Raw genomic sequence first — 25722 nt, 5'->3', positions numbered from 1 at the left:
CAGCATAAAATGCTGCATCCACCCCTTCGAGGAAGGGGAATAGAACCGACTACCCCCGTCTGCAGCATAAAACGCTGCATCCACCCCTTCGAGGAAGGGGAATTTGGATTTAAATATTTTCTAAGGCTATTTTTGTCCAACCTTCGTAGTCTACACCTTTTAAATTGTTTAATTCTTCTTTTGTGAGCCAAATACTTTCGAAATTTTCCACTTCTTTTATTTCTGCTGATTCAACATGTCCAACAAATAAAACCCCTAAATGTACGGTTGAAACATCTTCAGAATCATCATTAATTATCCCTAAATATACGTATTTCGTAGGAGGGGTAATCCATAACTCTTCGTTGACTTCACGTTCCATCCCTTTGAAAAAGGTTTGCTCAAAAGAGAAACCTTTATCGTTTTCGTTTATGTGCCCGCCTATTCCTATTGATACTTTATTGTGAAGGCGTTTTTCTCCTTGTTTCTCTGTTCTTTTTAATACAAGAATTTTGTTTTCTTTATTTTTAAATACGACGTATGGTATGATTTGTTTGTAATTTTTGTTATTTTCAATCTCATTTCTGGAAAAAAATTCGGCATATTCCAAAACTTTAGTGAACTTTGAAAACTCAACTTTGGTGAAGTTTTTATTTTTAATACCTAAATTTTCTAACAAAATATTTGTTGGAACAGCCATGATTTTTTCGTTCATTCTATTATCTCCATGGTGATATTGTCGTTAGTATAGATACATATCTCTCCAGCAATTTTTATAGCTTGTTTAGCTACTTCTTCTGCGTCTAAATCAGTATTTCTTAAAAGAGCTGTTGCGGCAGCATAAGCATAAGGGCCACCCGAACCTATGGAAATTGCATCTTCTTGAGGCTCCATCACTTCACCATTTCCAGATATCAAAAACATGTTCTCTTTGTCTGCAACTAATAAAAGAGCTTCGAGTCTTCTTAACGCTTTGTCCATTCTCCATTCTTTTGTCAATTCAACAGCGGCTTTCATTAGATTCCCATGAGAGGCTTTGTATTTTCCTTCAAAACGTTCGTATAGGGCTAATGCATCGGCTACTGAACCTGCGAAACCTGAAATTACTTTACCTTCGCCCAATCTTCTAACTTTTTTTGCGTTTCCTTTGAATATTGTTTCTCCCATCGTTACCTGCCCATCTCCACATATAACCGTTTTACCATTTTTTCTAACGCCTAATATTGTTGTTCCGTGAAATTCCATTTTTTAGTCCTCCTTGTGCTATTTTATCTTGGTTTTCCTCGATAAGATGGTTTTTTAAAATTATATCAATTAAACCATCAAAAGTTATCCCCGCTGCTTTCGCTGATGTAGGAAGATCACTTAAATTTGTGAGTCCTGGAACGGTATTGATTTCAAGTATAAATACATCATCGCCTTTTAATATGGCATCTATTCTGAACATATCTTTGAAGTTGAGAAGACTCATAATTTGATTTCCTATATTTTCAATTTTATCAATTATTTGCTGCGATGGATTCTCCAATATTTTAAGTTCTGTCACACCTTCACTGTACTTTGCTTCATAATCATAAAACTCTTTTTTAGGAATTATTTCAAGTATTGGTAGAAGTTCAAATTTGTCCTTTTTTTGAATATAAGATATGGTTATTTCTCTTCCTTTGATATATTCTTGAATGAGAATGTCACCATATTCTCTTAGGTCTTTTTCTAGATAAAAATGATATTCATTTTCATCATGAATAATATATACCCCTTTACTCGAACCACTTTTTCGTGGTTTAATGATGAATGGATAATTAAAAGGAGCGGAAATCAGCTTATTAGTTAATATGGTCTTTGGAAAAGGTATATAATGTTTAAAAAGGTTATAAAAAATGAATTTATCGTATGTTGCAAGGCAGGTTTCAGGGCCCGACGATGTGTAATCAATATCTAATAGTTCTAAAATTGAAGATAACCTTCCATCTTCACCAAAATCGCCGTGAACTATATTAAAAGCAATTGTGTAACTTTTTATCTTTTGCAAAAAATCATCGTCACTTAAATCTATCAATATTGGATTATATCCTAAATTTTTTAAACTCTTACATACGTTTTGAGCGCTTTTAAACGATATTTCTCTTTCTACTGACTTTCCCCCGGAAATAACTGGAATGTCCATTGAGTGTCTCCTTTCTTTATTCCATAGCATCTATATATCTTTCGATCTTTTTTTGTTCTTTTCTAATTGAAAAGATTATTATAATCACCAAAGTGATAACAATTCCTAGTATTATTATTGAAGTGAGTTGCATTCCTAGGTTCTTAAATATCCACATGGGTCCTTGAGATAACATAAGTTTATAGAAAAATAGCAAACCGAAAATTGCAACAGCATACCCCATAGTAACCAATTCAATTATTATCGTTTCTTTCCCATTAAAAACTTTATTCATCTGGGAAACATCTCTTTTTGAATCACTTAAAAATATCCTTGCTCCCAAAAGTGAAGAGTAGTATAACAAAACAATTGTAGGAACAATTAGTATAAGATTAAAGATTTCAAATGGTAGAATTAATGAAAAAACTAACGTTAGCAATATAAATTCGATTGAGTAAAGCCCTGTTGCGATCATTACCTTGGAATTAACCATCGTTTGAGTTTTAAAAGGGAATAATTTAGGTACTGGCCATATTTTTATCTCTTCAGTCAACATGTAGGCTGAGATCATGGCAGAATAAGATGCTGCGATGAACATAAAAAATAAAGCCATGTAAGTTAGATCTTGCATTCCTGAAATAGATAATATAGCAGGTAATATTATTGGATATATCATCATGAACAATAGTTGAGAATTTCTAAATAGCAATTTTCTATCTTTTTCAAAAAGAGGTAATCTCTTGGTTTTGAATTTTTCTACTTTTTTAACTTTAGATTTTTTTCTTGATGTTGATAAATCAAGGTTTTTAGAATATCTATAAACAAAATATAGAAGAATAATGGAATTTGCAAATATAAAAATTAAAGATAGAATATTCCCATTTGAAGCGTTAATAAACTGCACGTGTGGCCAGAAAGGATTCATAAAAACCTTCAAAGTATTCCCTAAATTTTCAACAAGGTTTTCAGGATCGCTGGTCATCATTCTTGGAATAAATTGTGGAATCAATACAAATATAATGATTCCAATAAAATATGAAAGTTGAGCCATTCTTTTAGCTGAGGTTTTACCAACGAACAAAGACATTATCAATCCCAAAACTATACCAAACGTGATCAAAAAAAGAAAATATCCGATAGTTGATACAATAGAAAAGAAAATATTTCCATCTTTCATAATAAAATAAGAGATAGCCATCGCAAGAAATGCTCCACTGCCTATTCCTGACATAATTAAACTATCGATGGTTGAGGCAAAAAAAAGAGTAGAACGTTTAATCGGCATGGTCAATAATATTTCATTCATATCGTTATCGTATAATGTTGTTACTATCATTGGTGAAAATTGGATTATAAATATCGCTCCCATAAGTAAAAAAGATGGTGCAAAAATTAATTCAAGCAATGTATAATTTGCATCAAGTCCCAACTGAGTTAAAGGGATGTTTAAATCAAAGCTTCCTGATAAAGCCAACATGGTAGGAATTATAACTGCCAAAAAAATTATAGGAACGATTAGAAAACCTATAATAGTAGAAAAAGCCCCTGGCCTGACCTCTTTTCCTTTTCTATTCTTTTTTGGGCGAGTTTTGTTTTTAAATGAATATTGTAAGAGTAATTTTAATTCATTCATTTTATCGCCTCATAATTCCTTAATAATATCTTTTACTTCATTTCCACCAGTCAATTCTAAAAATATATCTTCTAAACTTTTACTACCTTGCTTGGAAAGAGTTTGTAACTCTTGCATATTTCCTTCTGCTAGTATCTCCCCGTGATCTATAATCGCTATTCGGTCACACATTTTTTCTGCTATTTCAAGAATATGTGTTGTAAAAAAAATAGAAGATCCTTCTTCTTTGTATTTCTGAAGTAATTCTTTAAGTATACGTGCTGCTCTTGCATCAAGACCTACAGTTGGTTCATCAAGAAAAATTACCTTTGGTTTTCTCATTAAAACAGAAGCAACCATTAATTTCTGTTTCATACCATGAGAGTAATCCCCTATATAATCGTTAAGGTAATCTATTCCAAAAGCTTCACATATCTCATTAAACCTAGAATATATTTCTTTTGAATCAAGTCTATAAATATTCATAATAAATTCTATATATTCCGAACCTTTGAGATTTTCGTACATCTTTGGTTCATCAGGTACAACTCCTATCTCTCTTTTTATTTCCAATTCATAGTTATTGTAATCTTTATCCAAAATAAGAATTTGGCCGGATGTTGGCTTTAATGTGCCGGTAAGCATTCTAATAGTTGTTGTTTTACCTGCCCCATTGGGACCTAAAAAACCGTAAATTTCACCTGGTTTAACATCAAGATTAACCTCATGAACCGCTGTGAAATCCTTGAACTTTTTTGTTAAATTAACCGCCTTAATCAATGTTTTACCCCCTCGTTAGACAATTGTATCCCCAATTTATCTAAAGGAAAACTGAATTCTCTTATACCTGAAACATAAGGAGCAATCTCATAAAGCTGAAAAACTATTACTAAATTATCTTCAAAAATGTAATAATCTTGATAATAATCAAGAGTATCGATTTTGGTATTAAAATAAAATTCACTATTACTTTTTATTTCTGAGTTTATAGTATCTATGATAATTTTTCTGCTTTCCTTTGTATTATCCCCTAATATATCATAGATACTTACGAATTTGTTCCTACATAAATCATAATTATATGTTTTACGAACAGTCATTGGATGAGCTTGATAAGTTTGAAAAGAAAAATAGTCCATATAAAAACTAACAAAGCTTGAAGAAAGATATCCAACTTGAGATTCAATAACAGCCTCTATAATAGGCTTTATATCTTCCTCAAGAAGGGGTAAATTTAAAGAATTATCATACCATTCACTAAGAAAATTTTCAACATCCTTTGAAATGTAAGCGTTTAAAAGTAATGTGGTAGGTTCACTTTTTGAACCAAAAAAATAAGGAACTTCAACCCTTCCCTCCAGATCTCCTGTAATATCAGATTTGAGTATTAAATATTCTATAGGATAAACAGTTAAAGACAAAAAAATTAAAAAAAATAAAAATAGTGAACTTTTTCATTTTTTCCCCCCTATCGTTTTTTAATATATTTATCTAATTACTTTTTTATTATAACATACTTCTTCTCAACATAGTGATCATATTAGTTTTTTTGCATGAAATCTGTTGAAAAATTTTTTAAATTTCTACTAGATATTCTTGAATTATTTTTTTGAGTTTTCAAATTTTTTTGTTTCTTCTTCGTTTAACGTTATATTTATAGTTCTTTCTACCCCGTCTTTGTTTATCACAGCTGGATACCCAATCTAAATACCTCCATAATTTAAAAATAAATATGACTAATATAGTCATATTTATTATAATTAAAATCTATAAATAGTTAAAAAAGTTATTGTTAAATTTTACTCTTTATTCTTCTTTTAACCATTTTATTACCTGTTGAGCTACTTTTTCTTTTTCGTTGTCGTTAACGACAACGTGCCCACTTTCTTCTAGAATCATAAACTTTTTTTGAGATTTGATATTTTCTTCAATTAATTCTTTTACAGAAAGTGGAACTGCATCATCCTTTTTTGATAGGACAACATAAGTTTTAGAATTTATTTCGGGAAGTTTCTTGACTGCAAGACGTTGCAACTTGTACAGATCTGCTGCTTTGGATGGCCAGTCATAATTCCAATATTCTCTTGCTAAATAATTAACTTTCTCATCTTCAAATGTTATGGGATTTTTCTTTTTACTTTTTTTAGTAAAATATTTTACAAAAGGAGTAATTTTTATTCTCCAATCATTTGCTTTTAAAGCAGGTGCTGCTAAAACTATTTTTTCAGGATTAAACTTACTTGCAACAAGTGTAGCTAATACTCCACCCATTGATAAACCTAAAATATAAACTTTTTCATAAAGAGATTTTAGGTTTAGGTATGAATCTAAGGATTTCCTAAGCCAGTCTTTCCAATTGGAGTTTAAAAAGTCTATAGAATTCGTACCATGGCCTGGTAATCTAGGAATATATATTGCAAATCCTGATTTATGTATTTGCCTTCCAATATAATACATGTCATGGGGCGAACCTGTGTAGCCATGAATGATTAACACAGCTGTTTTAGATTCATTCTCAAGATAAAGTTCTTTAGAAATTGGAGATACTTTTGTATTTGCGGGAATTCTGTCATAGAAATTCACTCATAATCCCCCTTTTATAATTATTTTAATTAATATTAATCTTTAGCTTTTCTCAAACTGTAATCTATATAGATCGTAGTATATTCCTTTATTATTGATTAGTTGATTGTGTGTACCTTCTTCTACAACTAAACCTTTGTGAACTACTATTATTCTGTTGGAGCTTTTGACCGTTGATAGTCTGTGAGCTATAGAAATTATAGTAACTCTGTTTGATATTTTAGTTAAGGCTTGTTGTATGAGAAATTCTGTTTCTACATCAACATTCGATGTTGCTTCATCAAGTATTATTATTTTAGAATCAAACAAAACAGCTCTTGTTAAAGCTATTAATTGTCTTTCACCAGAAGAAAGGGTACTTCCTCTTTCAGTTATTACCGTATTATAGTTTTGAGGCAATCTAGATATAATCTCATCTGCGAAAACAGATTTCGAAACTTTTATAACTTCTTCTTCTGGTATATTTTTGTTAAAAAGTCTCATGTTATCTAATATAGTACCCGAAAAAAGAAAAACATCTTGAGGTACAACGGCGATTTTTTTTCTTACTTCATTCAAATCGTAATCGTACAGTTCTTTATCGTTAATAAGTATTTTACCTTCATTGTACCTGTAAAGTCCACTAATTAATTTTATTATAGTTGTTTTCCCAGAACCAGTTTCACCAACTATCGCAACTCTTTCGTTAGGTTCTATTTTGAAGTTAACCCCTTTCAAAACTTCATTATGTCCGTCATAAGAAAATTTCACATCTTTAAATTCTACTTTTCCTCTTTCAATAGTGTTATACTTTCCTTTACCAAAATCTTCTTTTGGATGATCCATTATTTTAAAGATTTTTCCAGCAGAAGCAAAAGCACTTTGCATAATATCATATTTTTCAGCTAGATCAAATAGAGGTCTGAAAAACATATCAACATATGATGTAAAAGCATATATTGTTCCAAAAGTAGTTTGACCATCTGTTAGTAATATTGAACCAAACCAAAGAAGCAAACTAATGGTAAAGTATTGTAAAAGACTCATTAAAGGCCTGAATATTGCAAAGACATACATTTGTTCAACGTTAGCTTTGTATACTTTGGTACTCATATAATCGAATTCTTTTCTTTTTCTTTCTTCTTGATTAAATAGTTTAGTAACGGTACTTCCTGATAAGTTTTCTGCTAAATAAGAATTTAAGGCAGAAACTCTTGTTCTTACTTTGTCGTATGCTCTTCTATCAAAATATCTGAATATAATCACTGATACTATAATGACAGGAAACATTGTCAGTGTGTATAAACTTAATTTAAAGTCTAGAACCATCATTAAGACAACAACACCAATAATTATTGCTATATCTTTTAACAAACTAGTAACTACTTCACTAAAAAAATCCGATAGATTTTGGGTATCGTTTACTACACGGGTAGTTACCTTACCAGGAGGATTCTTTTCAAAAAAAGTGTATTTTAGTCTAAGAATATGAGAAAAGAGATCTTTTCTTAAATTATAGATTACCTTTTGACCTACCAGATTGGCAGATAATACTTGAGCATAATTTAAGAAAAATTGCCCTGCCAAAATTATAATAAAAGCCATACTAAATAATCTAATTCTTCTAATGGCAGAATCAAAATATTCTGCATATTCTTCAGGTGGAACTTGGATACTTTCACCGGTTTCATTGTTTATCATATAATAATTGTTACTTCTTTTTTCTAAAGTATAAGGCCCATTTTCATCTTCAACAAATTGATTTTGTGCTCCTTGGCTAACATTAAAAGTGTGACTTACGTTTATAACTTCGTCAATTCCGTATCGTATAAGAAAAGGTAAAGCAAGCTCTATTATTGTGGCAAAAGCAAGGGTTAAAAAGGTTAAAAATAAAAGGAATTTATATTTTCTTATATAAACCCACAATTTTCTTAATGTTTTTATATCGCCTTCACTTTTTTCTTGTTCTTCTAGAAAGATATCTTCATGAACAGATGCCATAGTTTTATTCCTCCAGATTTTTTTCTATTAATTGTTTCATATACATAGAATAATATATTCCTTCTCTTGATATTAGCTGACTATGGTTGCCTCTTTCTACTATTTCACCGTTATCAAAAACAAATATTTGATCCGCATCTTTAACCGCCTTTAATCTATGAGATATAACAACGATCGTTTTCCCTTTTGTTTCTTGCCTAAGCGTTCCTATTATTTCTTCTTCTGTTTCAGTATCAACGGCAGATAGACAATCATCCAGAATAATCATTTCAGACCTTTTGGCTAATGCTCTTGCTATCGTCACTCTTTGCCTTTGACCTCCTGATAAAGTGGCTCCTCTTTCCCCCACTATAGTTTCATATTTCCTTTCAAAGCCCATTATGTCATCATGAACATGAGAAAGTTTTGCGTACTCCTCAACCAACTCCTCTTTTTCTTCATCGGAAAAGGCGATGTTTTCTCGTATTGTCATAGAGAACAAAAAACTATCTTGAGGAACATATGAAACATGGTCCCTAATAAATCTTCCATTTACATCATTAATATCTTTTCCATCCAAAAATAATTGTTCTCTTTCAACTGGATAAAGTTTGACAAGAAGTTTTGCTAACGTAGATTTTCCAGAACCGATTTTACCAACAAATGCCACCATTTGGCCAGGTTCTATACTCATATTTATATTTTTTAATACTTCCCTTTGTGTATTAGGATATTTGAAAGTTAAGTTTTTCATTTGATAATGACCTTTAAATTCATAGTCTACTCTTTCAGGTTCCTGTATGGAATGTTTTTGTTCTAAAACTTCGTTAACCCTTCTTAGTGAAGCTCTTCCCCTTTGAATTAGGTTTACAAGATTCCCTAAAGCCATCATTGGCCAAATTAGCATCCCTATATATTGATTGGTCATTATAAAATCACCAAGGGTGATTTGATTGTTTATTACCATAGGACCACCAAAATTAAAAACAAAAATAGTGGCTAGCTGACCAACAAACATTGCCAATGGAAACATCAATCCCCACACTTTTACCAATCTAATGTATGAGTTATAAAACTCTTGAGATTTACTATTAAAAATATTTTCCATAGTCTCATAATTTGAATATAATTTGACAACATCAGAACCTGAAACATTTTCTTCGGTTATATTAGATAATTCAGACGTTTTTTCTTGAAGTTCTCTGAATCTTCTATGGATAAATTTTCCAAAAAATAGAGAAATAAAAGCTATTAAGGGTAAAGGTAAAACAGAGATAAAGGTCAAACGCCAATTTACAAAAGTTCCCATCGCAAATAAAGTCAATGTAGTCATTACAACAGTGTCTACAAGCATTATTACTGACATTCCCATCAAACGTCTTAACATCAGAACATCTGAAGTAAATCTTGTCATAAGATCCCCGGTTCTCCAGCTATCAAAAAAATCTTGATCTAAACCTATTATATGATTGAACATTTTTTTCCAAGTTTTATATTCGAAAAGTCTGGCGGCCCCAATTATAGAAATTCTCCAAAACACACGGCCTATACCTAAACCGAGAGCGGCCATTATTATTCCAAAAATTAAAGTTTTAACTTGGTTAAGATCGGGAGTGGGAGTATTTAACGTATCCACAATACTCCCTATCTGTCTAGGAATAAAAAGTTGTATAATATCGACAGCAATCAAAAACAATACGCCTATTAAATATCTCCACCAATATTTTTTTATATATTCCTTGATCAAAAGATTCACCCACCTAAAATAATTAGTATTCCTAACAAAATTATATCACCTCATGAAGGGAATATCAATCATTTTTGTAGAAAAATTAAAAGAACTCAATTACAAATATTACATCAGAAAGGTGATTACTATGTTTGAAAGTTATGAAAATATTAATAATTTTTGGTTTGAAAATGGAGCAAGCACCGTAACTTTTTTAGAATATAACGATGGATTATTGGCATTTGATAGTTCTCTTTATCCAAAAAAGTTTGAAGAAATGGCGAAAATAATGGAAGAAAAAACTTCCAAAAGATTGAAGAAAGTTTTCTTTACTCATTTTCATCCTGATCATACCTTTGGGGCTATTTTTAGTAGAAGAAAATTTGATTTATATATGACAAAAAAAACTTTTGATTTGCTAAACTCAATGGATAAAGAGTTTTTGAAAGAAAGTTCTAAAATGGCGGACTTTAACTTCAATAATTTTAAAGAAGCTTTTAAAAATAAGAATACTATTATTTTTGAAAGCAATTTGTTCGTAATCTTTCAAAATCAAATTTTATTTGCTAATAATATCGGTGGTCATACGATGGATTCTACTATATACGAAATAAAACCTAATGGTTTTCTTATAACAGGAGATCTTGTCTTTTCAAAAGTTCATGCAGAAATTCTAAATTCAAACATTGATGAATGGATTTCTAACTTAGAAAATATGAAAAAACTACAAATTAGCAGAATCTTTCCAGGCCATGGACAACCTGAAGATAAAAAAATATTAGATGAACAAATAAAATATTTGAAAAAGAGGAAAGAAGGAGTTACTTTGAAAAAAGAATATTCAGATTATTCCTTGTCTGAATTAATTGATGAATAATAAGAAGATTCAGTTAAAAAAATTTTCAAGTTTGCATATAGCCGTTTTTTCATCGACAGGTTTAATCTTTTCGATTTTTAATGAAACCTTCTTGTTTTCAGTTGAATTCATTATTTGAATCATTTCTAATAACCTTATATCTTCCCAGGGGTGAAAATAGTATACATTAAATTTTGTAAAATCAACATTTATTAACTTCAAAAAATTCCTCGTTTTGGGAAGATATTTATGCACTTCGTAATTTTCTTCTTTTAATATTTCAATATCAAAATTAGAGGGGTCAAGAAAAATTAAAAAGTTCTCCAACAATGTTGGAATATTAGCAGTGTATACTGAAATTAAGTCGTATTGAGCAACTTCTTGCTTTACATTGGTATAAAGTGTATTGTCAAAAAGGTCATAACAATAATGTATACTCTTTAGTAATGAAGGGCTTTCAAAGGTTATGATTAAATACCTATTTCCTAGATAATCAATTTCAGCTGAGACTTTCTTTGTTTCAGTAATTTCAAATAATACTTCAACCTCAACCTCTAAGTTTTTGTTTCCAAGATAAGTTTTTAAAAGCCCATCTATAGTCTCTTGAGAAAAAAACAAAGAAGAAATAGCTAAAAAAATAATCAGTATTTTTCTTCTTTTAATCATTTAATTGACTTCGTCCTTTCTCTTAGAGAAACAATTTCAGTTACTCTAATCCCAAAATTCTCATCTATTACAACAACTTCACCTCTAGCAATTAATCTATCGTTAGCGTATATATCTAAAGGTTCTCCAGCAAGTTTGTTTAATTGAATCATAGAACCTTCGTGGAGTTCTAATATTTCTCTCAAATTCAATTTTGTTGAACCTAATTCAACTTTTATTTCCAGAGGAACATCCATTAGTAAATCCAATTTTGAAAGATCGACTTGAGAAGATATTGGTTCTTCACTTTTTTCAAACTCACCAAAATCAACAGGTTTTACTTTTACCTTTTCTTCTTTTATTACTTTAGAATTCGATTCTTTAATATTTTCCTTAATTTTAGAAGACTCCTTTTTTTCTTTATTCTCTGATGACTTTCCAAAAGATGCTTCCATTAGTTCTTTTATCCTATTGGCGAATTTTACCGGTACAAATTGCCAGAAATAAGTTTCTGCGATACCTGTAATCTTCACTTTAAATTTTATAGAAATAACGTATGCTTCATTATTTGTTTCTATAGGAGGGAACTCTATATTTGGATCTGAAAAGTCTAACACTTGGGTGGTGGGAGGAGAAATATCGATATGTGTCTTTAAAAATTCGGCTAAAGATGTTGCTGCACTTCCCATCATTTGATTCATTGCTTCGGAAACAGCACTCAAACTGATTTCATCAAGTTCTCTTTCTTCTATTTCTTCTATTTCTTTTCCAAGCATTAAATCAGCGATAATGTTAGTTAACTTTGAAGAAAGGACTAAACTGTTCATACCGAATAATCCTTTTTTATACTCTACTGTAACTATAACATGTTCTCCTTCAAAATTTGTTGTAATATTTTTGAATTTTATAATATCTGTTTGGGGATATTCTATTTCAATTTTTCTTCTGAGTAACGTAGACAGGGTAGTAACTCCTGAACCAAGAGTAATGTTAGCGATTTCCCCGATGACATCTAATAAAGAATCTATATTTTCATCGATAACATTATCATCATCATCTTCATTATCCTCATTTTTTAAGTTACTTAATAAAGAATCTAATTCGTTTTGGCTTAAAAACTTTTCATTATCGTCAGGCATTTTTTTCATCTCCTACGGTGGTTTCTTTTTCCTTATTAAGATGATCTTTGTTTCTTTTAGAATATTCTCTCATGCTCTCTTCAACTAACAATTTTTCTAACAATTCTTTATTCTTTTGAATAATTTCTCCTGCATAAAATCCTTTACTTTTACCTATTTTAACTTTAAATATTGGATGATTTTCTATTTCTAAATCGATAGGTTCATCGTAAAAAGAATCTAAACGTATAACATCTCCAATTTCAAGATTGAAAAAATCGCTTAAAGAAATCACTGCTTTTCCCAAAATGGCGGACAAATTAAGTTTTGAAAGCATTAAGGTCTGTTTCAAATTTTCTCTAAATTCTTCTGTGTGCCTATATGTTGTTGTCCACATCCTGGTGGTTAATTTATCGTTTAAAGGTTCCAATGTGGATGAAGGGAAACATAAATTGATAAATCCTTGAACGTTTCTTATCGTAATCGACAATGTTATTAGAATCGTCATCTCATTGGAAGGTGCTACCTGTACAAATTGTGGATTTGTTTCAAGATTTTCTAAATTTATATCAAATTCTTCTATATTAGACCACGATCTTGCCAGCATTCTAAGCATAACGGCAGATTCTTTTTTTAAAATATTCATTTCAATCTCTGTTGGAACTCTACTTTCTTCTAAAGGTGTCCCAGAACCCCCTAGGAGCCTGTCAATTATGGTATATCCCAAATCCAAACCCATTTGTAAAATACCACTCCCAGCAAATGCTTCTGAAGAAAATATTGCTATATAGGTGGGAGAATTCAAGGATTTTTGAAATTCAGAAAAAGTTATTTGATCGATACTTGCATATTTCACATCAACAAACGTTCGACAACGCCCTGAAAGGTACGTTGAAATTTCCCTTGCAAAACTTTCATGAATTAGTTGAAGGGTTCTTAATTGTTCTCTTGAAAATTTCATTGGTCTTCTAAAATCATACTCTTTTACTCTTTTGTTCTCTTCTTCAAATTCTTCTAAGACTTTTTCAGCAGGTTCGCCTGAACTCATCGATTTTAATATACTATCTATCTCTTCCTGGGTAAGGGCCTCATCTTCAGGCATAAAAACACCTCTTTCACTTTTAAATCACAAGTTATTGTGCGGTTGTTATAGTCATTATTATCATAGTTACTTTTATAACTCCTAAAGATTCTCTTTCACCTACAAATCCCAACATTTCATTAATATTATCTCTTATCTGTCTCTTTGTTAATTCTATACCTTGAGGTGTCGAAAGTTCACCCCTAGTTTTATTCATAAATATCATTCTTATTGTTTCCAAAACTTGTAATCTATTTGAAGTAATTAAATCTCGGGCTTGATTACTCCCAACATCCAATTGCAAAGAATCAACAACCGCTACATCATATCCACCTTTTAACATCATGGGATACCTTGAACCCTCACTGATTAATATAACTCTAGCAGGTGTTGTGGCCATATCTCCAGAGCTTGCTTGGCTAGAAGTTTGTGAAACATTAGGAGATAACAGTCTAACTATAAAGTAAGAAGTAACTCCAGATATTAATAAAGCCACTACAATAACTATTATCAATATCATTAAAAAAGAAGGGCTTGATTTCTTGGCTCTTTCTTCTCCTGTTTCTAAATTTTCATTTTGCACAATTTCCGCCTCCAAAAGTATTTCTAACGAACCCGTTGCCTTAAAATAAGTATATCTATTCTTCTGTACTGATTTCTTAGTTTTTCTAACCTATTGCTGTACTCGTTTTCGAGCTCTCTTTCAATTTGTTGTAACTCTGCAGGAGTTATTTCTCCTTCTTTAAATTGAGTTAATGCTGCAGTTTTTCTAGAATCTATTTCTGATCTTAAAAGATTAATTTCCCTTCTTATTTCACTTTCTCCAAGCCCAATGGGGAAAAATCTATCTAATCGATAGAAATACTCAATATCAAACTGTCCTGCACTAATCTCTGCCATTCTCTCAACCATTCTTCTATTTTTGAGTTCACTAGTGAAAAAGTTAACTACGCTGGAAGCTCTAGCAGCGCTTAAATGCCAGTTAGATGGATAAACGCTGGTTGGCAAGATTGGAACATCATCAGTGTAACCGTAAATTTCTATTGGATTTTGAGTGTATTCTAATATAATTGTCCCTATCTGGTATAAAAGTTGTTTAGCTTCAGCTGTTAACTCAGCACTTCCAGACCTAAAAAACGAAATATCCCTCATAGATATTATCGTCCCTTTATCAATTTCCTCAATAGTAATTTTACCTTTATATTTTTCATCCTCTACTATTTTTAACAGTTCTTGTCTAACTCCTGGATTAGATGTTATTAATGGTTCTTCGGATATACTTCTCCCACCCACTAATACGCCCATTGGCTGCCCTTCAAAAACACTTTGTAAGCTCATTACCGCTTGTTGAAATTTTCCTGGTGCTATTGTCGCCATAGAAAATAAAGCAATAAACATTGTTAGAAGTAAAGTAGTCATATCGCTGAATGTTTGCAGCCAACTGGCTCCACCTTTTTGTTCTTTCTTTTTTCTGGCCATTTGTCATCACCGCTTTTTAATTAAAGAACAGCTTCACCTTTTTCTTTTTCGTACTCTTTTCTTTCCTCATCACTCAAAAAAGCCTTTAGTTTTTCTTCCATTAAATGAGGGTTTTCCCCTTGAACTATAGATAAAACGCCTTCCAACATCATCCTCATCTGATTTATATTTTTACTCATACGTCTTTTTAATTTTTCCGCTGGCGGAAGCGCTATAATATTTGCAATTAATGCACCATACAAAGTAGTAATTAATGCCAACGACATTCTTGGCCCTATTGTTGTAGGATCACTTAAGGTATCAAGTAGTAGTACTAATCCTATAAGTGTTCCAATCATACCAAAAGCTGGTGCCATAGCCCCCCATGTATCCAAGACAGAAATTTTATCTTCCTCTTGCTCTTCGTACATTTCCATTTTAACTTCTAGTATTTTTTTAATCTCTTCTGGATCTGTCCCATCAACAGCCGCTCTTAGACCATCTTTTAAAAAATCACTTTCAACTGATGGAATATCTTCCTCTAAAGATATCATTCCGTCCCTTCTCGCCTTTTCTGAAAAAGAGTACAACGTTCTCAAAGTTTCGAGATTATTTATTTTGGGATTTTTTATGGCTTCTAATATAACGTTGAAAATTTTAAAGGACCTTGAACTTGGATGGGCGATAAAAGTGGCACCAAGAGAACCCAAGATAGTTATAAAAAAGGAAGGGATGTCTATAAGCGTGGTAAACTCACTTCCTGCCCCAACCACTATGGCAACTATTGCCAACGCTAAACCTATTAAAGTTGATATTTCCACAACTATCCCACCTCTTAAATTTCATTCAATATATCCTAAAATTATATATAATCAATTTGATGTACTAAAGATCTTCCTATTAAATTCTATCACTTTTTGGATTAAATCTTCAATCTTTTCTTTAACAACATACACATGGCCGTTCATCATTGTAATTGTCGTATCAGGGTGACACTCTATTTTTTCTATTTGGTATGGATTGATATAAAACTCGTCATCATTAAGTTTAGTTAATTTAATCATAGTTATCCTCCACTATTAAATATTAAACCTATCGCTTAATATTAACCAACTCATTAAGTATCTGATCGGCAGTAGTTATACTTCTTGAATTAGCTTGAAAACCTCTTTGAGCTATTATCATATTGGTAAATTCTTCAGCAAGATCAACATTTGACATCTCTAATGCCCCAGGATTTATTGTTCCTCTCCCTCCAACACCTGAAACACCAATCTGCGGTAGCCCACTATTAGAGCTCATTGAATACATAGAATTACCAACTGCATATAAACCTTCAGGGTTATTAAACGAAGCCAAAGCAACTTGGCCTAAAGCTGCTGTTAAACCATTGGTGAAAGTTCCTATTATTTGGCCGTTTGTGTTTATTGAAAAAGAATCTAAAGTTCCTTGGGCGTTACCATCTTGTTCGGTTACCGCTACAGAATTAGGAGCATAAAATTGAGAAAGACCTTGAAAATTAATAGTAACGTTCACAGCTCCAGCCCCTGCAGCTGATTGTGGATCAACATTTGGATTTAGAGCAGCTCCAAGTTTATTGGGATCGAACCAAAAACCCGCTGAACCATTGTTGCCATCGTCAATTGTTTGATCTATACTTCCAGTTGTGGGATCTATTCTCCATTGAGTGGCAGCAATATTCCCGTTTGAATCAAAAGCAATAACACCTTCAGCTGGTTCATCGCTTTGCACCCCATCGGCTGTATTTTTGTACAAAGGCGTCCCATCTTCTAACTCTGCCTTCCAATACCAGGTATTCGCATTGATTTTTGTGAATTTTAAATAAACGTTGTATGGATTACCCAATGAATCATAAACCACAGTAGACGTTGTAACGTTTGGATTAATATAAGTAGCTTCAGCAAAATTTGTTGGGTTGTTTAGGTCTGCTAACCTAATAGAACCTCCAGAAGGTGGTTGAATAATTTCTCGAACGGATTTTAAATCCGAATATGTGATGGTATCTATTGTATCACCAGCACTTCCACCTGTTAATCTTAAACCTGACAGGGTTTGGCTTCCATTATCAATGCCTAAAGAAAGCGTATCATTAAAATCACCCACTGTCACTGGGCCAGTAAAAGTTTTAGTAAAAGTCATAGGGGTGGTTCCATCTGATTTTTTTAAAGTGATTTGTACTTGATTAGGAGTAGAAAAATCTATCTTTATATCTTCAGGATCATAATAAATTTCTTCTGTACCCTCGACTACTTTTATCGTTCCTGCGAGTGTTGCATCATTAGGATCACTAGTACTAATTTTAACCGGATCCCCATTTGACCCTACAATATTTCCTTTGGTATCGAATATAGAGATTTTTGAATCACTTAGTGGACCTTCATCTGCATCATAATTTACCCAATTGACTACATTCCCATTATCATCTAACACAACTCTTCCATTCATTGTATTTGAAGAAGTAAGAGAACCGGGAGCCGGAGTTGGATCAAAAACAGAAAAATTATAATCAGATCCTAAAATTTCAGCTTCCCATATGTAGGCATTTTGATTTAAATTAGTTAAGTCTCTTTTGAACGAGAATTTAACGGGTATATTTTCACCAGAACTACTTTTCACAACGATCGTTGTATCCTGTATGCCAGCTCCGGCATTTAAATTATGTGCTAACCTTACAAATGTTGTTTGTTTGGCAGGCATAATCTGTCCGCTTGATATTTGAATATCTCCTATAGGATCGTTAGTGTCTATAACCCTTTCTCCATCCACGTTTATTTTAGCTGTCCAACCTTGAAGTTTCATTCCAGAAGCAGGATCTACAAAATAACCGTTATGATCCCTTGTGAAATTTCCAGCCCTAGTGTAATATTGGCCTGTCCCATCAGATAAAATAAAGAATCCTTCGCCTTGAATCATCATGTCAGTTGCTTTACCAGTAGCCATTGGAGAACCTTGCGTCATGATTTGATCGATGGAAGCCATCTGAGAACCTAGCCCAATTTGCATTGGGTTAGTTCCTCCAAGCTGGTTTTGAGGAGCATTTCCCGCATTTAGCGTTTGAAATAACGTTGTTTGAAATGTTGCCCTTGAACCTTTAAAACCAACGGTGTTTACATTTGCAATATTATTTGCAACTATATCCAGTTGATTTTGAAAGTTTCTCATCCCCGTTATGCCGGAATACATTGATCTAAGCATTTTATATTCCTCCTGTAGTTTTTATATTATTTATGTATTATTAAATCATTCAAGCACTTATTTCGTTTATAGCAGAGTATGGATACATTTGTCCGTCAACTATTAAATAAAGTTCGTTGTTTATAAATTTAACTGCTTCTACAGTACCATTTTTCAGACCAGGATTTCCAATTATTTGACCGTTTTTGATAGAGTATATTCCATAGATATATTCCCCATCTGGCATCATAGTGCCGTCGTTGTTTCTTCCAGTCCATAAATAAGAATGTAAGCCTACTTCTTTCACTCCCAAATCTTCTGCATAAACTAGCCTTCCATTTGAATTGTATATTTCTAGAATGACTTGCGAAGAATTATCTAAACTAAAATTTATCCCTTCGGCAACACCACTATTAAGCTCTAAAGTATTGTCATTTATAACGACATTTTTCCCTATCAAACTAGCAGCTTGTAATTTACTAAGTGACATTTGTGAATTTACCATCTCTTGTACCGCTTGGCTCATGTTCATTATTTGTTCTGTGGTGGATAGTTGAGAAAGCTGAGCAACAAGATCTTTGTTACTTAGTGGTTCAGTGGGATCTTGATTTTTTAGCTGCGTTACTAGTAGTTCTAAAAAGGCGTCTCTGTCTAACTCTTTCTTTATTTCTCTATCTTTTTTTGCTTCATACGTACTTTGGTATATGGAGTCCATCGATACTGAATTAAGCATTTAGATCACTCCTTAAATATTCCTCGAAATTTTGGGTAGGTTCCTCTTGAGTTTCATTATTCTGGTGTTTTTGAGCGTCTGATTCATTTTTTTCTTGTTGAGATTGCTCTTGAGGGTTTTGATGAGCTAAGTAATTTTCATTTTGTGAAAGATTTATTTTTATATTAACCGGTTGATAACCCTCGTCTCTTAGGCTGCCAACTAATGTTTGTAATGATTTAGAAATAATATTTTTTGTGTTCTCGCTTTCGGCGCTTATTGTTATAGTAACCGCTTGTCCATTTTTAACAATTTGGACATCGACTTTCCCTAAATCAGGAGGAGAAATCTTTACAGAAAAACTTTCATTAAAAAATGTTTGTGTGTTTTTTGAAACTACTACATCTTTTATTTGTGTATTTAAATCGTTTAGGTTTGTTTTCGGTATTTCTTGATTTATTGTATTTTTATTTATAATGGGTGTTTTGTTAGTAACTTCATTATTAGAAGTTGAAACTTTTAAATTGTCAATATTGAAATTTTTGTTGCTACCATCATGGCTGTTTTCTGTTATATTTTTGAGATTCCCTATTTTTTCTTCAACAGATTCTGATTTGTTTGAACTATTTTTTCTTGTTTCATAAGGGTCTATATATGAAGTTTTTTGATTATTTTTAATGTTTGTAAAATCAGTTGAATTATCTTTACTTTGTCTTAAATTATTATCTTTAATATTTTTGTCTTTTACTTGGGTAAATTGGTTAAAAAGTTCGTTATTAATCTTTACGAAATTTACACTATCATTTTTATTGTTCGATAAGTTGTGAGTGTTTTCCTTAAAATTAAGATTGTTGATACTACTTATTGAGCTAATATTTTTAGAAGCAGATGGATTTTCAAAGATAGAACTTTCTAGAATAACTTCTTCAATATTTAAATCTAAATTTAAAGTTTGTTTGGAGTTTGATTTGTTTGATAGATTCTGATTGTTTTCAAAAGCTTTTGACTCTTTTAATAATATAGCAAACGCATTTTTTATAACTTCTTGTTCTTCTTGTGACAAATTGGTTTCGGATGACGTTAAAATATCTTTAGCGGTTTCTAGAACAGCTATTTGATTATTATTTAAATTATTTGAATTTTTAGAAAGATCATTAAAAAGCGCGGATAATTTTTTGGTATCTATCTTAACATTTTTATTATTTTCTTTATCTAGAATAATTATAGTGTTTGCTTTTTTTACAGCGTTTAATTTATTTTGCTCAGTTTTTTCAGTATTCTTTTCTATATTCATTGAAGGAGTAGTTGGTTGATTTTTTAATACGTCTTCTAATTCTTTAGGTAAATTTTCCCCAGAAAGTATCCTTTCTGTTTCTTGCAAAAAAGGAGCTTCCTTACTTTTCACACCATCTTCTATGATTAAACCTAATGCTTTTTGCAGAGTGGCTATTTCTTTGTCAGTTATTTCAGTTTTAGAGGAATTTAGTATTTTCTGGGCGCTTTTTAATAGATTTAACTCATCAGTATCCCACGTCTTTTCTGAATTTTCTAAAAGTGAATTTATTAATGATAAAAGCTTTTTGGAGTCGACTTTAATTAATTTTGAAGTATCTGAATCCAACGTTATCGATATACTGAATGTTTCAACGTTTTGCACAGTTTTTTGAGTAGAATTAGAAATCTTTTTACCATTTGAATTATCGGAAATGCGTGAAAAAGATCGAAGTTTTTCTGCAAAGCTGTCAAAATCATTGTTTAACGATGTTGTTGATGAGTAATTATTATTTAACTTTACAGGCAAAAATTTCTCAAAATTTCCTTGAACTATGTTCAACTTTATTCGCTCCTTTTTTCTCCCATTTTTGCTATAACTTCAGCGGCTTTTTGGGGGTTAACTATCGCGAGTGCTTGTAAAATCTCTGCTGCAGATTTAGCTTCAAGAGTTGCCAAAGTATCTACTAATAATTCTATACTTACTTCTTCTCTACTTAAAGCATTAGCTATTTGTTGTGGGGTAGATCTAGCAAGCCAATTAGATAGTGTGTTTATTCTATTTTGATAGTCGTTGTATTCAGCTATCTTTTGTTGGTATTCTTGATTTAGTTTTTCTAATTCGGCCTTTTGTTTCATAAGTTGCTCACTTTCTACAGATATTTGAGCTAAGAGCTTTTCCAAATCTTCTTTTTGTTTTTCAAGTTCTTGCCTTTCATCCGTAATAGATTTAAACCTTATTTCTAATACTTCTTTTTCCAAAAAAAGAGGGTCAGTAACTTCTAAATACTCATATTTTGATAGATTTCTCAATCCAGGCACGAAATCAATTAAATATGCCAAATATCCTCTCCAACTTTCTTGAAAGTTTAAATTATAATAAGAAATCCTGTTGTACTCAAAGTATATATAGCCAAAACCTAGTAGTAAAATAATTACAACTAACGCTATTAGAATAAGTTGAACAAATTTTTTGCGCTTGTTTTTGTGTGGTTTTTTTTCATCTTTTTTTCTCATACGGTGTTTCCTCCTTACATTATTATTGTTCTGTTATGAAAACAAATATTCCTAAATTATACTTCATATAATATATAAAAAGGCGGTTTTCACCGCCTTTTAGTTTGATTAGAAATAAAACTCATACGTTGTTTTTATTTTTGTTTATTTCAGTGTTAACATCTTTAACGTGAAGATCTACTTGGTTAAACGGTATTTCTACGCCGTTTTCATCAAATTTTTTCTTAATTGATTTTGCTACATGAGTTGGTGAAATAAGAAAGTTAGGTGTTTCTGCCCAAAATCTAACTATAAAATTTATTGAAGAATCTCCATACCCATCAAATAGTATCATAGGTTGGTGATCATCATCTATATGAACAATTTCTGTTTCTCTAACGGCTTCGTCTATTACCTTAATGACTTTGTTTAAATCTGACGAATAGGATACACCCACTTTTACCTCATTTCTTCTAATGTTAGTAGGCCAATAGTGAATTATTTTGCTAGACCAAACTTCTCTACTAGGGAGGTGAACTCTTCGTCCATCCCATGTTTTCATAACAACGTGGTTCACATTTATTTCTTCGACTGAACCTGATATCCCATTTATTTCTACAGCTTCACCATCTACCACCAAATGGTTTAACATAATTAAAAAACCACATATCAAATTTCCTAGTGGTTCTTGAACGGCGAAAGCTACTATTATACCGCTGATACCTAAACCTGCCAAAAAGGCGCTCAGATTAGTAAATATTACTGATATGATTATAAATCCACCCAAAGTGTACATAGAGATGTTTAGAATGGTCATCAAAGACTTTCTATATTGGACGGTTACTTTTCCGCTCTTTTCAGCAGTGCTTATGATAATTTTGTAAAGTAATTTTGCTAGATATCTCGCAACGAATATTATAGCAACACTAATTCCGATTCTTATTAAAAAGTTAATCGTAGTTACCAACCAATCTGGCATAAAATTCACCCCCTAAATGTTTAGCCTATCAAATTCATAATTGATAATGCTTGCTGTGTAAATTGCAGAAGTTTCAAAACGAAAAATACTGTTTCCTAAGTTCATAATTTCAAACCCATTAGAACAAAAGTAATTTTTTTCATTTTCAGAAAAACCTGAATCTGGTCCTATAACAATGTTAATGTTTTTAAGCTTTTTATTTTCTTTAAGAAAGCTTTTAATATTTTTTCTGTTTTCAATTAAGTCTAAAATTATTGTATTTTCTTTAGGAATACTTTCTAAGTTAGTAAAATCTATCTGGGGGATAACAGGATAAATTGTTTGTTTACAAGCTTCTATTATAGCCTTTTGGAATTTAATTAAGTTTTTATACTTTATATCTGATTTTTCTCCACGAAAAACATAAAATTGATTTACTCTTAACTCCACTAGCTTTTCAAGAAGAAATTGCGTTCTGTTCCATTTACTCATTCCAAAGTAAATTGATATATATGGCTCATAGCTTTCGCTTTTGTCTTCTTTATCTAAAATTTCAAGAGTTGTTTGTTTTTTACCTATTTTATTTATCTTTGCCTTGTATAAAAATCCATCACCTGTTATAACTTGTATCAGCTCGTTTGTTTTTTTGCGCGTAACTTTTAAGTGAGAGGTCTCTTCCTCATCTAGAATTATAATTTCGTTAGTTTTTTTACCATAAAAAGCGTTCGGCATGTATAATCAACCTATATAATCTTTCCCCATATAAGGAATAAGTTTTTCAGGTACTTCTATCTTCCCATCAGGTGTTTGATAGTTTTCCATTATTGCAACTAAAGTTCTTCCAACAGCAAGTCCCGAACCATTTAAAGTATGAACGAAATTTAATTTGTTTTCTTTATCTCTATATCTAATATTTCCTCTTCTTGCTTGAAAATCCTTAGTGTTAGAACAAGAAGAAATCTCTTTATAGTCGTTGTAACTGGGCAGCCATACTTCTATATCGTAAGTTTTTGCTGAAGCAAAACCCAAATCACCTGTACATAAGCTAATAACTCTGTAAGGTAGGTCCAGTAGTTGTAAAACTTCTTCTGCATCTTTTGTGAGCTTTTCTAAAGAATCCATAGAAGTTTCAGGGGTTGTGTACCATACCAACTCAACTTTGTCAAACTGGTGCTGCCTTATCATTCCTCTAACGTCTTTTCCGTAACTACCTGCTTCTCTTCTATAACATGGTGTGTACGCCACATATTTAAAAGGTAGAACTTTTAAATCCAACGTTTCGTTCCTGTGTAAACTAGCAAGAGGAACTTCGGCAGTTGATATAAGATACATTTGATCTAGAGAAGTTTTGTATAAATCGTCTTCGAATTTTGGAAGCTGTCCCGTTGATGTGATGGTTTCTTTTGTAACTAAATGTGGAGGTAGAATGAAAGTGTATCCATGTTCTTTTGTATGTAGATCAACCATAAAATTAATTAAGGCAAGTTCTAACCTTGCAAGGTCTCCTTTTAGAACAGTAAACCTAGACCCACTGAGTTTAGCAGCTCTATCAAAATCTAAAAGGTCCAAATCTGTACCTAAATCCCAATGAGGTTTGGGTTCAAAATCGAATTGCCTTGGAGTTCCCCATCTTCGTATTTCAACGTTTTCGCTTTCATCTTTACCTATAGGAGCATTTTCATCAGGAATATTTGGTACGTATAGAAGTTTTAAGGTTAGTTTTTCTTCTACCTCTTTTAAATCAGATTCTATTGATTTTATCTGTTCCGAAATTTCTTTCCCTTTTTTAATTATATCTTGAGCTTCTTCATTTTTCTTTTCGGCTTTCAATTTAGCAACAATTTTTGAGTTTTGGTTTCTTTCTGCTCTTAGTGTTTCAGTTTCTTGTAATAGTTTCCTTCTTTCTTCGTCTAAAGAAAGTATTTCATCTATTATGTCGGTTTCGTTGTTTCTGTTTAATAAGGCTTTCTTTACCAGCTCTTGATTTTCTCTTATAAACTTTAAATCTAACATTCTCCCCCTCCTGTAAAAAGACAACCCTTTACTGTTTTCTTAAGCCATCTAAAACCGAAACATTTTTTATTTGAATTTTGCCTTCTTCTAATTCTTTTAAGGCTATTTTTACATAATCTCCTTTATTTGTTACTCCTTTTAACTCATCTAAATTTTTTAAAGTTTCGGCTCTTTTTGCTGCGATGATAGGAACAGCATACTTGTATTTAACGTTTTTTAAAAGTTTGTCATAGTTAATCCCTAAGTCCATAAAGTTTCACCTCATCCGTTAAGATTATACTTTTCTTTTTTTAAAGAAATAAAGTGGCTTTTTTTCTTCTTTGTACCTAACATATTTTAATTGTTCTGATACAAGTATAGATAAAAGTTGGTTTGTAGATTCTTCGATATCACAATTTACTAAAACATAATTAAATTCATTCATCATAGACATTTCCCATTGGGAATTTTTTAATCTTCTTTCTAAAGCTTCTTCTGATTCGGTTCCTCTTTTTGTTAATCTCTTTTTTAAGTCCTCACTCGAAGGAGGTAAGATAAATATATAAACGGCGTCTTGATAACTTTTTTTTATATTTAAAGCACCCTGTACATCAACATCTAAAACTAGTCCATAAGATTCTTGTAATTTTTCTTCCACAAACTTTTTGGAGGTTGCATAATAGTTGCCATGAACGTTTGCCCATTCTAAAAATTCACCGTTTTCTTTCATTTTCATAAAAGTATCTAAATCTATAAAAAAATAATCTTCTCCATCGACTTCTCCAGGCCTTTTAGATCTAGTAGTATAAGAAACAGAGAAAGTGAAACCAAAAATTTTTTTCAAGCAGGCTTTTATTATAGTAGATTTACCAGCACCTGATGGTCCACTAATTATGTATAGCAATCCTTTCATTATTATGGAACTTCCTTACGTATTTTGTCTAAAGCCTTTTCTATATCATAAAAATTCTGCAGAAAACGGTTGGTAATTGTTTCGGGCTGAATTGCACTGGCTATAACGTGTCCAGAGTCTGTTATTATAAATGCACGAGTTTTTCTTCCATGGTTAACTTCTAAAAGTTTCCCTTGTTGTTCGGCTACCTCTTTTAACCTTTTTAACGGTTGAGAAGTGGGTGTAACTATTGCTATTACCCTATCGCCAACAACAACGTTCCCAAAGCCAATGTTTATTAATCCGTACATAAAGAGCAC

The 25722-nt window shown here is 31.7% G+C and carries 28 protein-coding genes; 1 reads left to right on the top strand and 27 read right to left on the bottom strand.

Annotation, left to right across the window (positions count from 1 at the left end):
* Positions 1–109: 109 nt before the first annotated feature.
* The 10 genes from PW5551_RS00445 to PW5551_RS00400 form a co-directional block, all read right to left on the bottom strand.
* Entirely contained in the window at positions 110–694 is a 585-nt protein-coding gene (locus PW5551_RS00445; RefSeq protein WP_113073439.1) for an NUDIX domain-containing protein, read from the bottom strand.
* Positions 691–1224, bottom strand: coding sequence for an ATP-dependent protease subunit HslV (gene hslV / locus PW5551_RS00440; protein ID WP_113073438.1), 534 nt, complete (start codon positions 1222–1224; stop codon positions 691–693). Before hslV ends, PW5551_RS00445 begins: the two co-directional genes overlap by 4 nt.
* Positions 1190–2146 (bottom strand): ATP-grasp domain-containing protein, encoded by a 957-nt coding sequence (locus tag PW5551_RS00435; protein ID WP_158526088.1) that lies wholly within the window; start codon positions 2144–2146, stop codon positions 1190–1192. The genes hslV and PW5551_RS00435 overlap by 35 nt, the downstream gene beginning before the upstream one ends.
* A 16-nt stretch (positions 2147–2162) precedes the next feature.
* Entirely contained in the window at positions 2163–3758 is a 1596-nt protein-coding gene (locus tag PW5551_RS00430) for a hypothetical protein (protein WP_113073436.1), read from the bottom strand.
* Positions 3759–3767: 9 nt separating this feature from the next.
* Positions 3768–4517: an ABC transporter ATP-binding protein gene (locus PW5551_RS00425; RefSeq protein ID WP_113073435.1), complete on the bottom strand. Its 750-nt coding sequence runs from the start codon at positions 4515–4517 to the stop codon at positions 3768–3770.
* Positions 4514–5158, bottom strand: coding sequence for an RsiV family protein (locus PW5551_RS00420; protein WP_113073434.1), 645 nt, complete (start codon positions 5156–5158; stop codon positions 4514–4516). Before PW5551_RS00420 ends, PW5551_RS00425 begins: the two co-directional genes overlap by 4 nt.
* A gap of 180 nt (positions 5159–5338) precedes the next feature.
* Complete coding sequence (locus PW5551_RS10760; protein ID WP_370445883.1) at positions 5339–5425, bottom strand: hypothetical protein; 87 nt, start codon at positions 5423–5425, stop codon at positions 5339–5341.
* Between the two features lie 118 nt (positions 5426–5543).
* Positions 5544–6320 (bottom strand): carboxylesterase, encoded by a 777-nt coding sequence (locus tag PW5551_RS00410; RefSeq protein WP_113073433.1) that lies wholly within the window; start codon positions 6318–6320, stop codon positions 5544–5546.
* A gap of 42 nt (positions 6321–6362) precedes the next feature.
* On the bottom strand, positions 6363–8300 hold the full coding sequence (locus PW5551_RS00405) for an ABC transporter ATP-binding protein (protein WP_113073432.1): 1938 nt from the start codon (positions 8298–8300) through the stop codon (positions 6363–6365).
* Between the two features lie 4 nt (positions 8301–8304).
* Positions 8305–10035, bottom strand: coding sequence for an ABC transporter ATP-binding protein (locus tag PW5551_RS00400; protein WP_233488371.1), 1731 nt, complete (start codon positions 10033–10035; stop codon positions 8305–8307).
* Positions 10036–10078: 43 nt separating this feature from the next.
* Here PW5551_RS00400 and PW5551_RS00395 point away from each other — a divergent pair, with 43 nt between their 5' ends.
* The gene (locus PW5551_RS00395) at positions 10079–10885 is read left to right on the top strand and encodes an MBL fold metallo-hydrolase (protein ID WP_113073430.1); all 807 of its coding nucleotides are present in this window, start codon (positions 10079–10081) and stop codon (positions 10883–10885) included.
* 9 nt (positions 10886–10894) lie between these two features.
* On the opposite strand, the gene PW5551_RS00390 is transcribed toward PW5551_RS00395, so the two are convergent.
* The 17 genes from PW5551_RS00390 to PW5551_RS00310 form a co-directional block, all read right to left on the bottom strand.
* Positions 10895–11530, bottom strand: a complete 636-nt coding sequence (locus PW5551_RS00390; RefSeq protein ID WP_113073429.1) for a hypothetical protein — start codon at positions 11528–11530, stop codon at positions 10895–10897.
* On the bottom strand, positions 11527–12648 hold the full coding sequence (fliY, locus tag PW5551_RS00385) for a flagellar motor switch phosphatase FliY (RefSeq protein ID WP_113073428.1): 1122 nt from the start codon (positions 12646–12648) through the stop codon (positions 11527–11529). The genes PW5551_RS00390 and fliY overlap by 4 nt, the downstream gene beginning before the upstream one ends.
* Positions 12641–13729: a flagellar motor switch protein FliM gene (fliM, locus tag PW5551_RS00380; protein ID WP_113073427.1), complete on the bottom strand. Its 1089-nt coding sequence runs from the start codon at positions 13727–13729 to the stop codon at positions 12641–12643. The genes fliY and fliM overlap by 8 nt, the downstream gene beginning before the upstream one ends.
* 31 nt (positions 13730–13760) lie before the next feature.
* Positions 13761–14291, bottom strand: a complete 531-nt coding sequence (fliL, locus tag PW5551_RS00375) for a flagellar basal body-associated protein FliL (RefSeq protein ID WP_113073426.1) — start codon at positions 14289–14291, stop codon at positions 13761–13763.
* Positions 14292–14314: 23 nt separating this feature from the next.
* Entirely contained in the window at positions 14315–15187 is an 873-nt protein-coding gene (locus PW5551_RS00370; RefSeq protein WP_113073425.1) for a flagellar motor protein MotB, read from the bottom strand.
* A 20-nt stretch (positions 15188–15207) separates the two neighbouring features.
* Complete coding sequence (locus tag PW5551_RS00365) at positions 15208–15987, bottom strand: motility protein A (protein WP_113073424.1); 780 nt, start codon at positions 15985–15987, stop codon at positions 15208–15210.
* 51 nt (positions 15988–16038) lie between these two features.
* Positions 16039–16230 (bottom strand): flagellar FlbD family protein, encoded by a 192-nt coding sequence (locus PW5551_RS00360; protein WP_113073423.1) that lies wholly within the window; start codon positions 16228–16230, stop codon positions 16039–16041.
* Between the two features lie 28 nt (positions 16231–16258).
* Entirely contained in the window at positions 16259–18382 is a 2124-nt protein-coding gene (locus tag PW5551_RS00355) for a flagellar hook protein FlgE (RefSeq protein WP_113073422.1), read from the bottom strand.
* A gap of 49 nt (positions 18383–18431) precedes the next feature.
* Positions 18432–19094, bottom strand: a complete 663-nt coding sequence (locus PW5551_RS00350; RefSeq protein ID WP_113073421.1) for a flagellar hook assembly protein FlgD — start codon at positions 19092–19094, stop codon at positions 18432–18434.
* The gene (locus PW5551_RS00345; protein WP_113073420.1) at positions 19087–20907 is read right to left on the bottom strand and encodes a flagellar hook-length control protein FliK; all 1821 of its coding nucleotides are present in this window, start codon (positions 20905–20907) and stop codon (positions 19087–19089) included. Before PW5551_RS00345 ends, PW5551_RS00350 begins: the two co-directional genes overlap by 8 nt.
* 2 nt (positions 20908–20909) lie before the next feature.
* Positions 20910–21581 (bottom strand): hypothetical protein, encoded by a 672-nt coding sequence (locus tag PW5551_RS00340; protein ID WP_113073419.1) that lies wholly within the window; start codon positions 21579–21581, stop codon positions 20910–20912.
* Between the two features lie 121 nt (positions 21582–21702).
* Positions 21703–22539 (bottom strand): mechanosensitive ion channel family protein, encoded by an 837-nt coding sequence (locus tag PW5551_RS00335; RefSeq protein WP_113073418.1) that lies wholly within the window; start codon positions 22537–22539, stop codon positions 21703–21705.
* 12 nt (positions 22540–22551) lie between these two features.
* On the bottom strand, positions 22552–23250 hold the full coding sequence (locus tag PW5551_RS00330) for a 16S rRNA (uracil(1498)-N(3))-methyltransferase (protein ID WP_113073417.1): 699 nt from the start codon (positions 23248–23250) through the stop codon (positions 22552–22554).
* A gap of 6 nt (positions 23251–23256) precedes the next feature.
* The gene (gene serS / locus PW5551_RS00325) at positions 23257–24531 is read right to left on the bottom strand and encodes a serine--tRNA ligase (protein WP_113073416.1); all 1275 of its coding nucleotides are present in this window, start codon (positions 24529–24531) and stop codon (positions 23257–23259) included.
* Between the two features lie 28 nt (positions 24532–24559).
* Entirely contained in the window at positions 24560–24781 is a 222-nt protein-coding gene (locus PW5551_RS00320; RefSeq protein ID WP_113073415.1) for a DNA-directed RNA polymerase subunit omega, read from the bottom strand.
* 24 nt (positions 24782–24805) lie between these two features.
* Positions 24806–25423: a guanylate kinase gene (gmk, locus tag PW5551_RS00315; protein ID WP_113073414.1), complete on the bottom strand. Its 618-nt coding sequence runs from the start codon at positions 25421–25423 to the stop codon at positions 24806–24808.
* A gap of 2 nt (positions 25424–25425) precedes the next feature.
* Positions 25426–25713, bottom strand: coding sequence for a DUF370 domain-containing protein (locus PW5551_RS00310; protein WP_113073413.1), 288 nt, complete (start codon positions 25711–25713; stop codon positions 25426–25428).
* Between the last annotated feature and the right edge of the window lie 9 nt (positions 25714–25722).

The organism is Petrotoga sp. 9PW.55.5.1, assembly GCF_003265365.1.
Taxonomy (GTDB): Bacteria; Thermotogota; Thermotogae; order Petrotogales; family Petrotogaceae; genus Petrotoga.
Note: the sequence above shows the minus strand (reverse complement) of the source record. Positions and strands in the feature narration are given on the sequence as shown.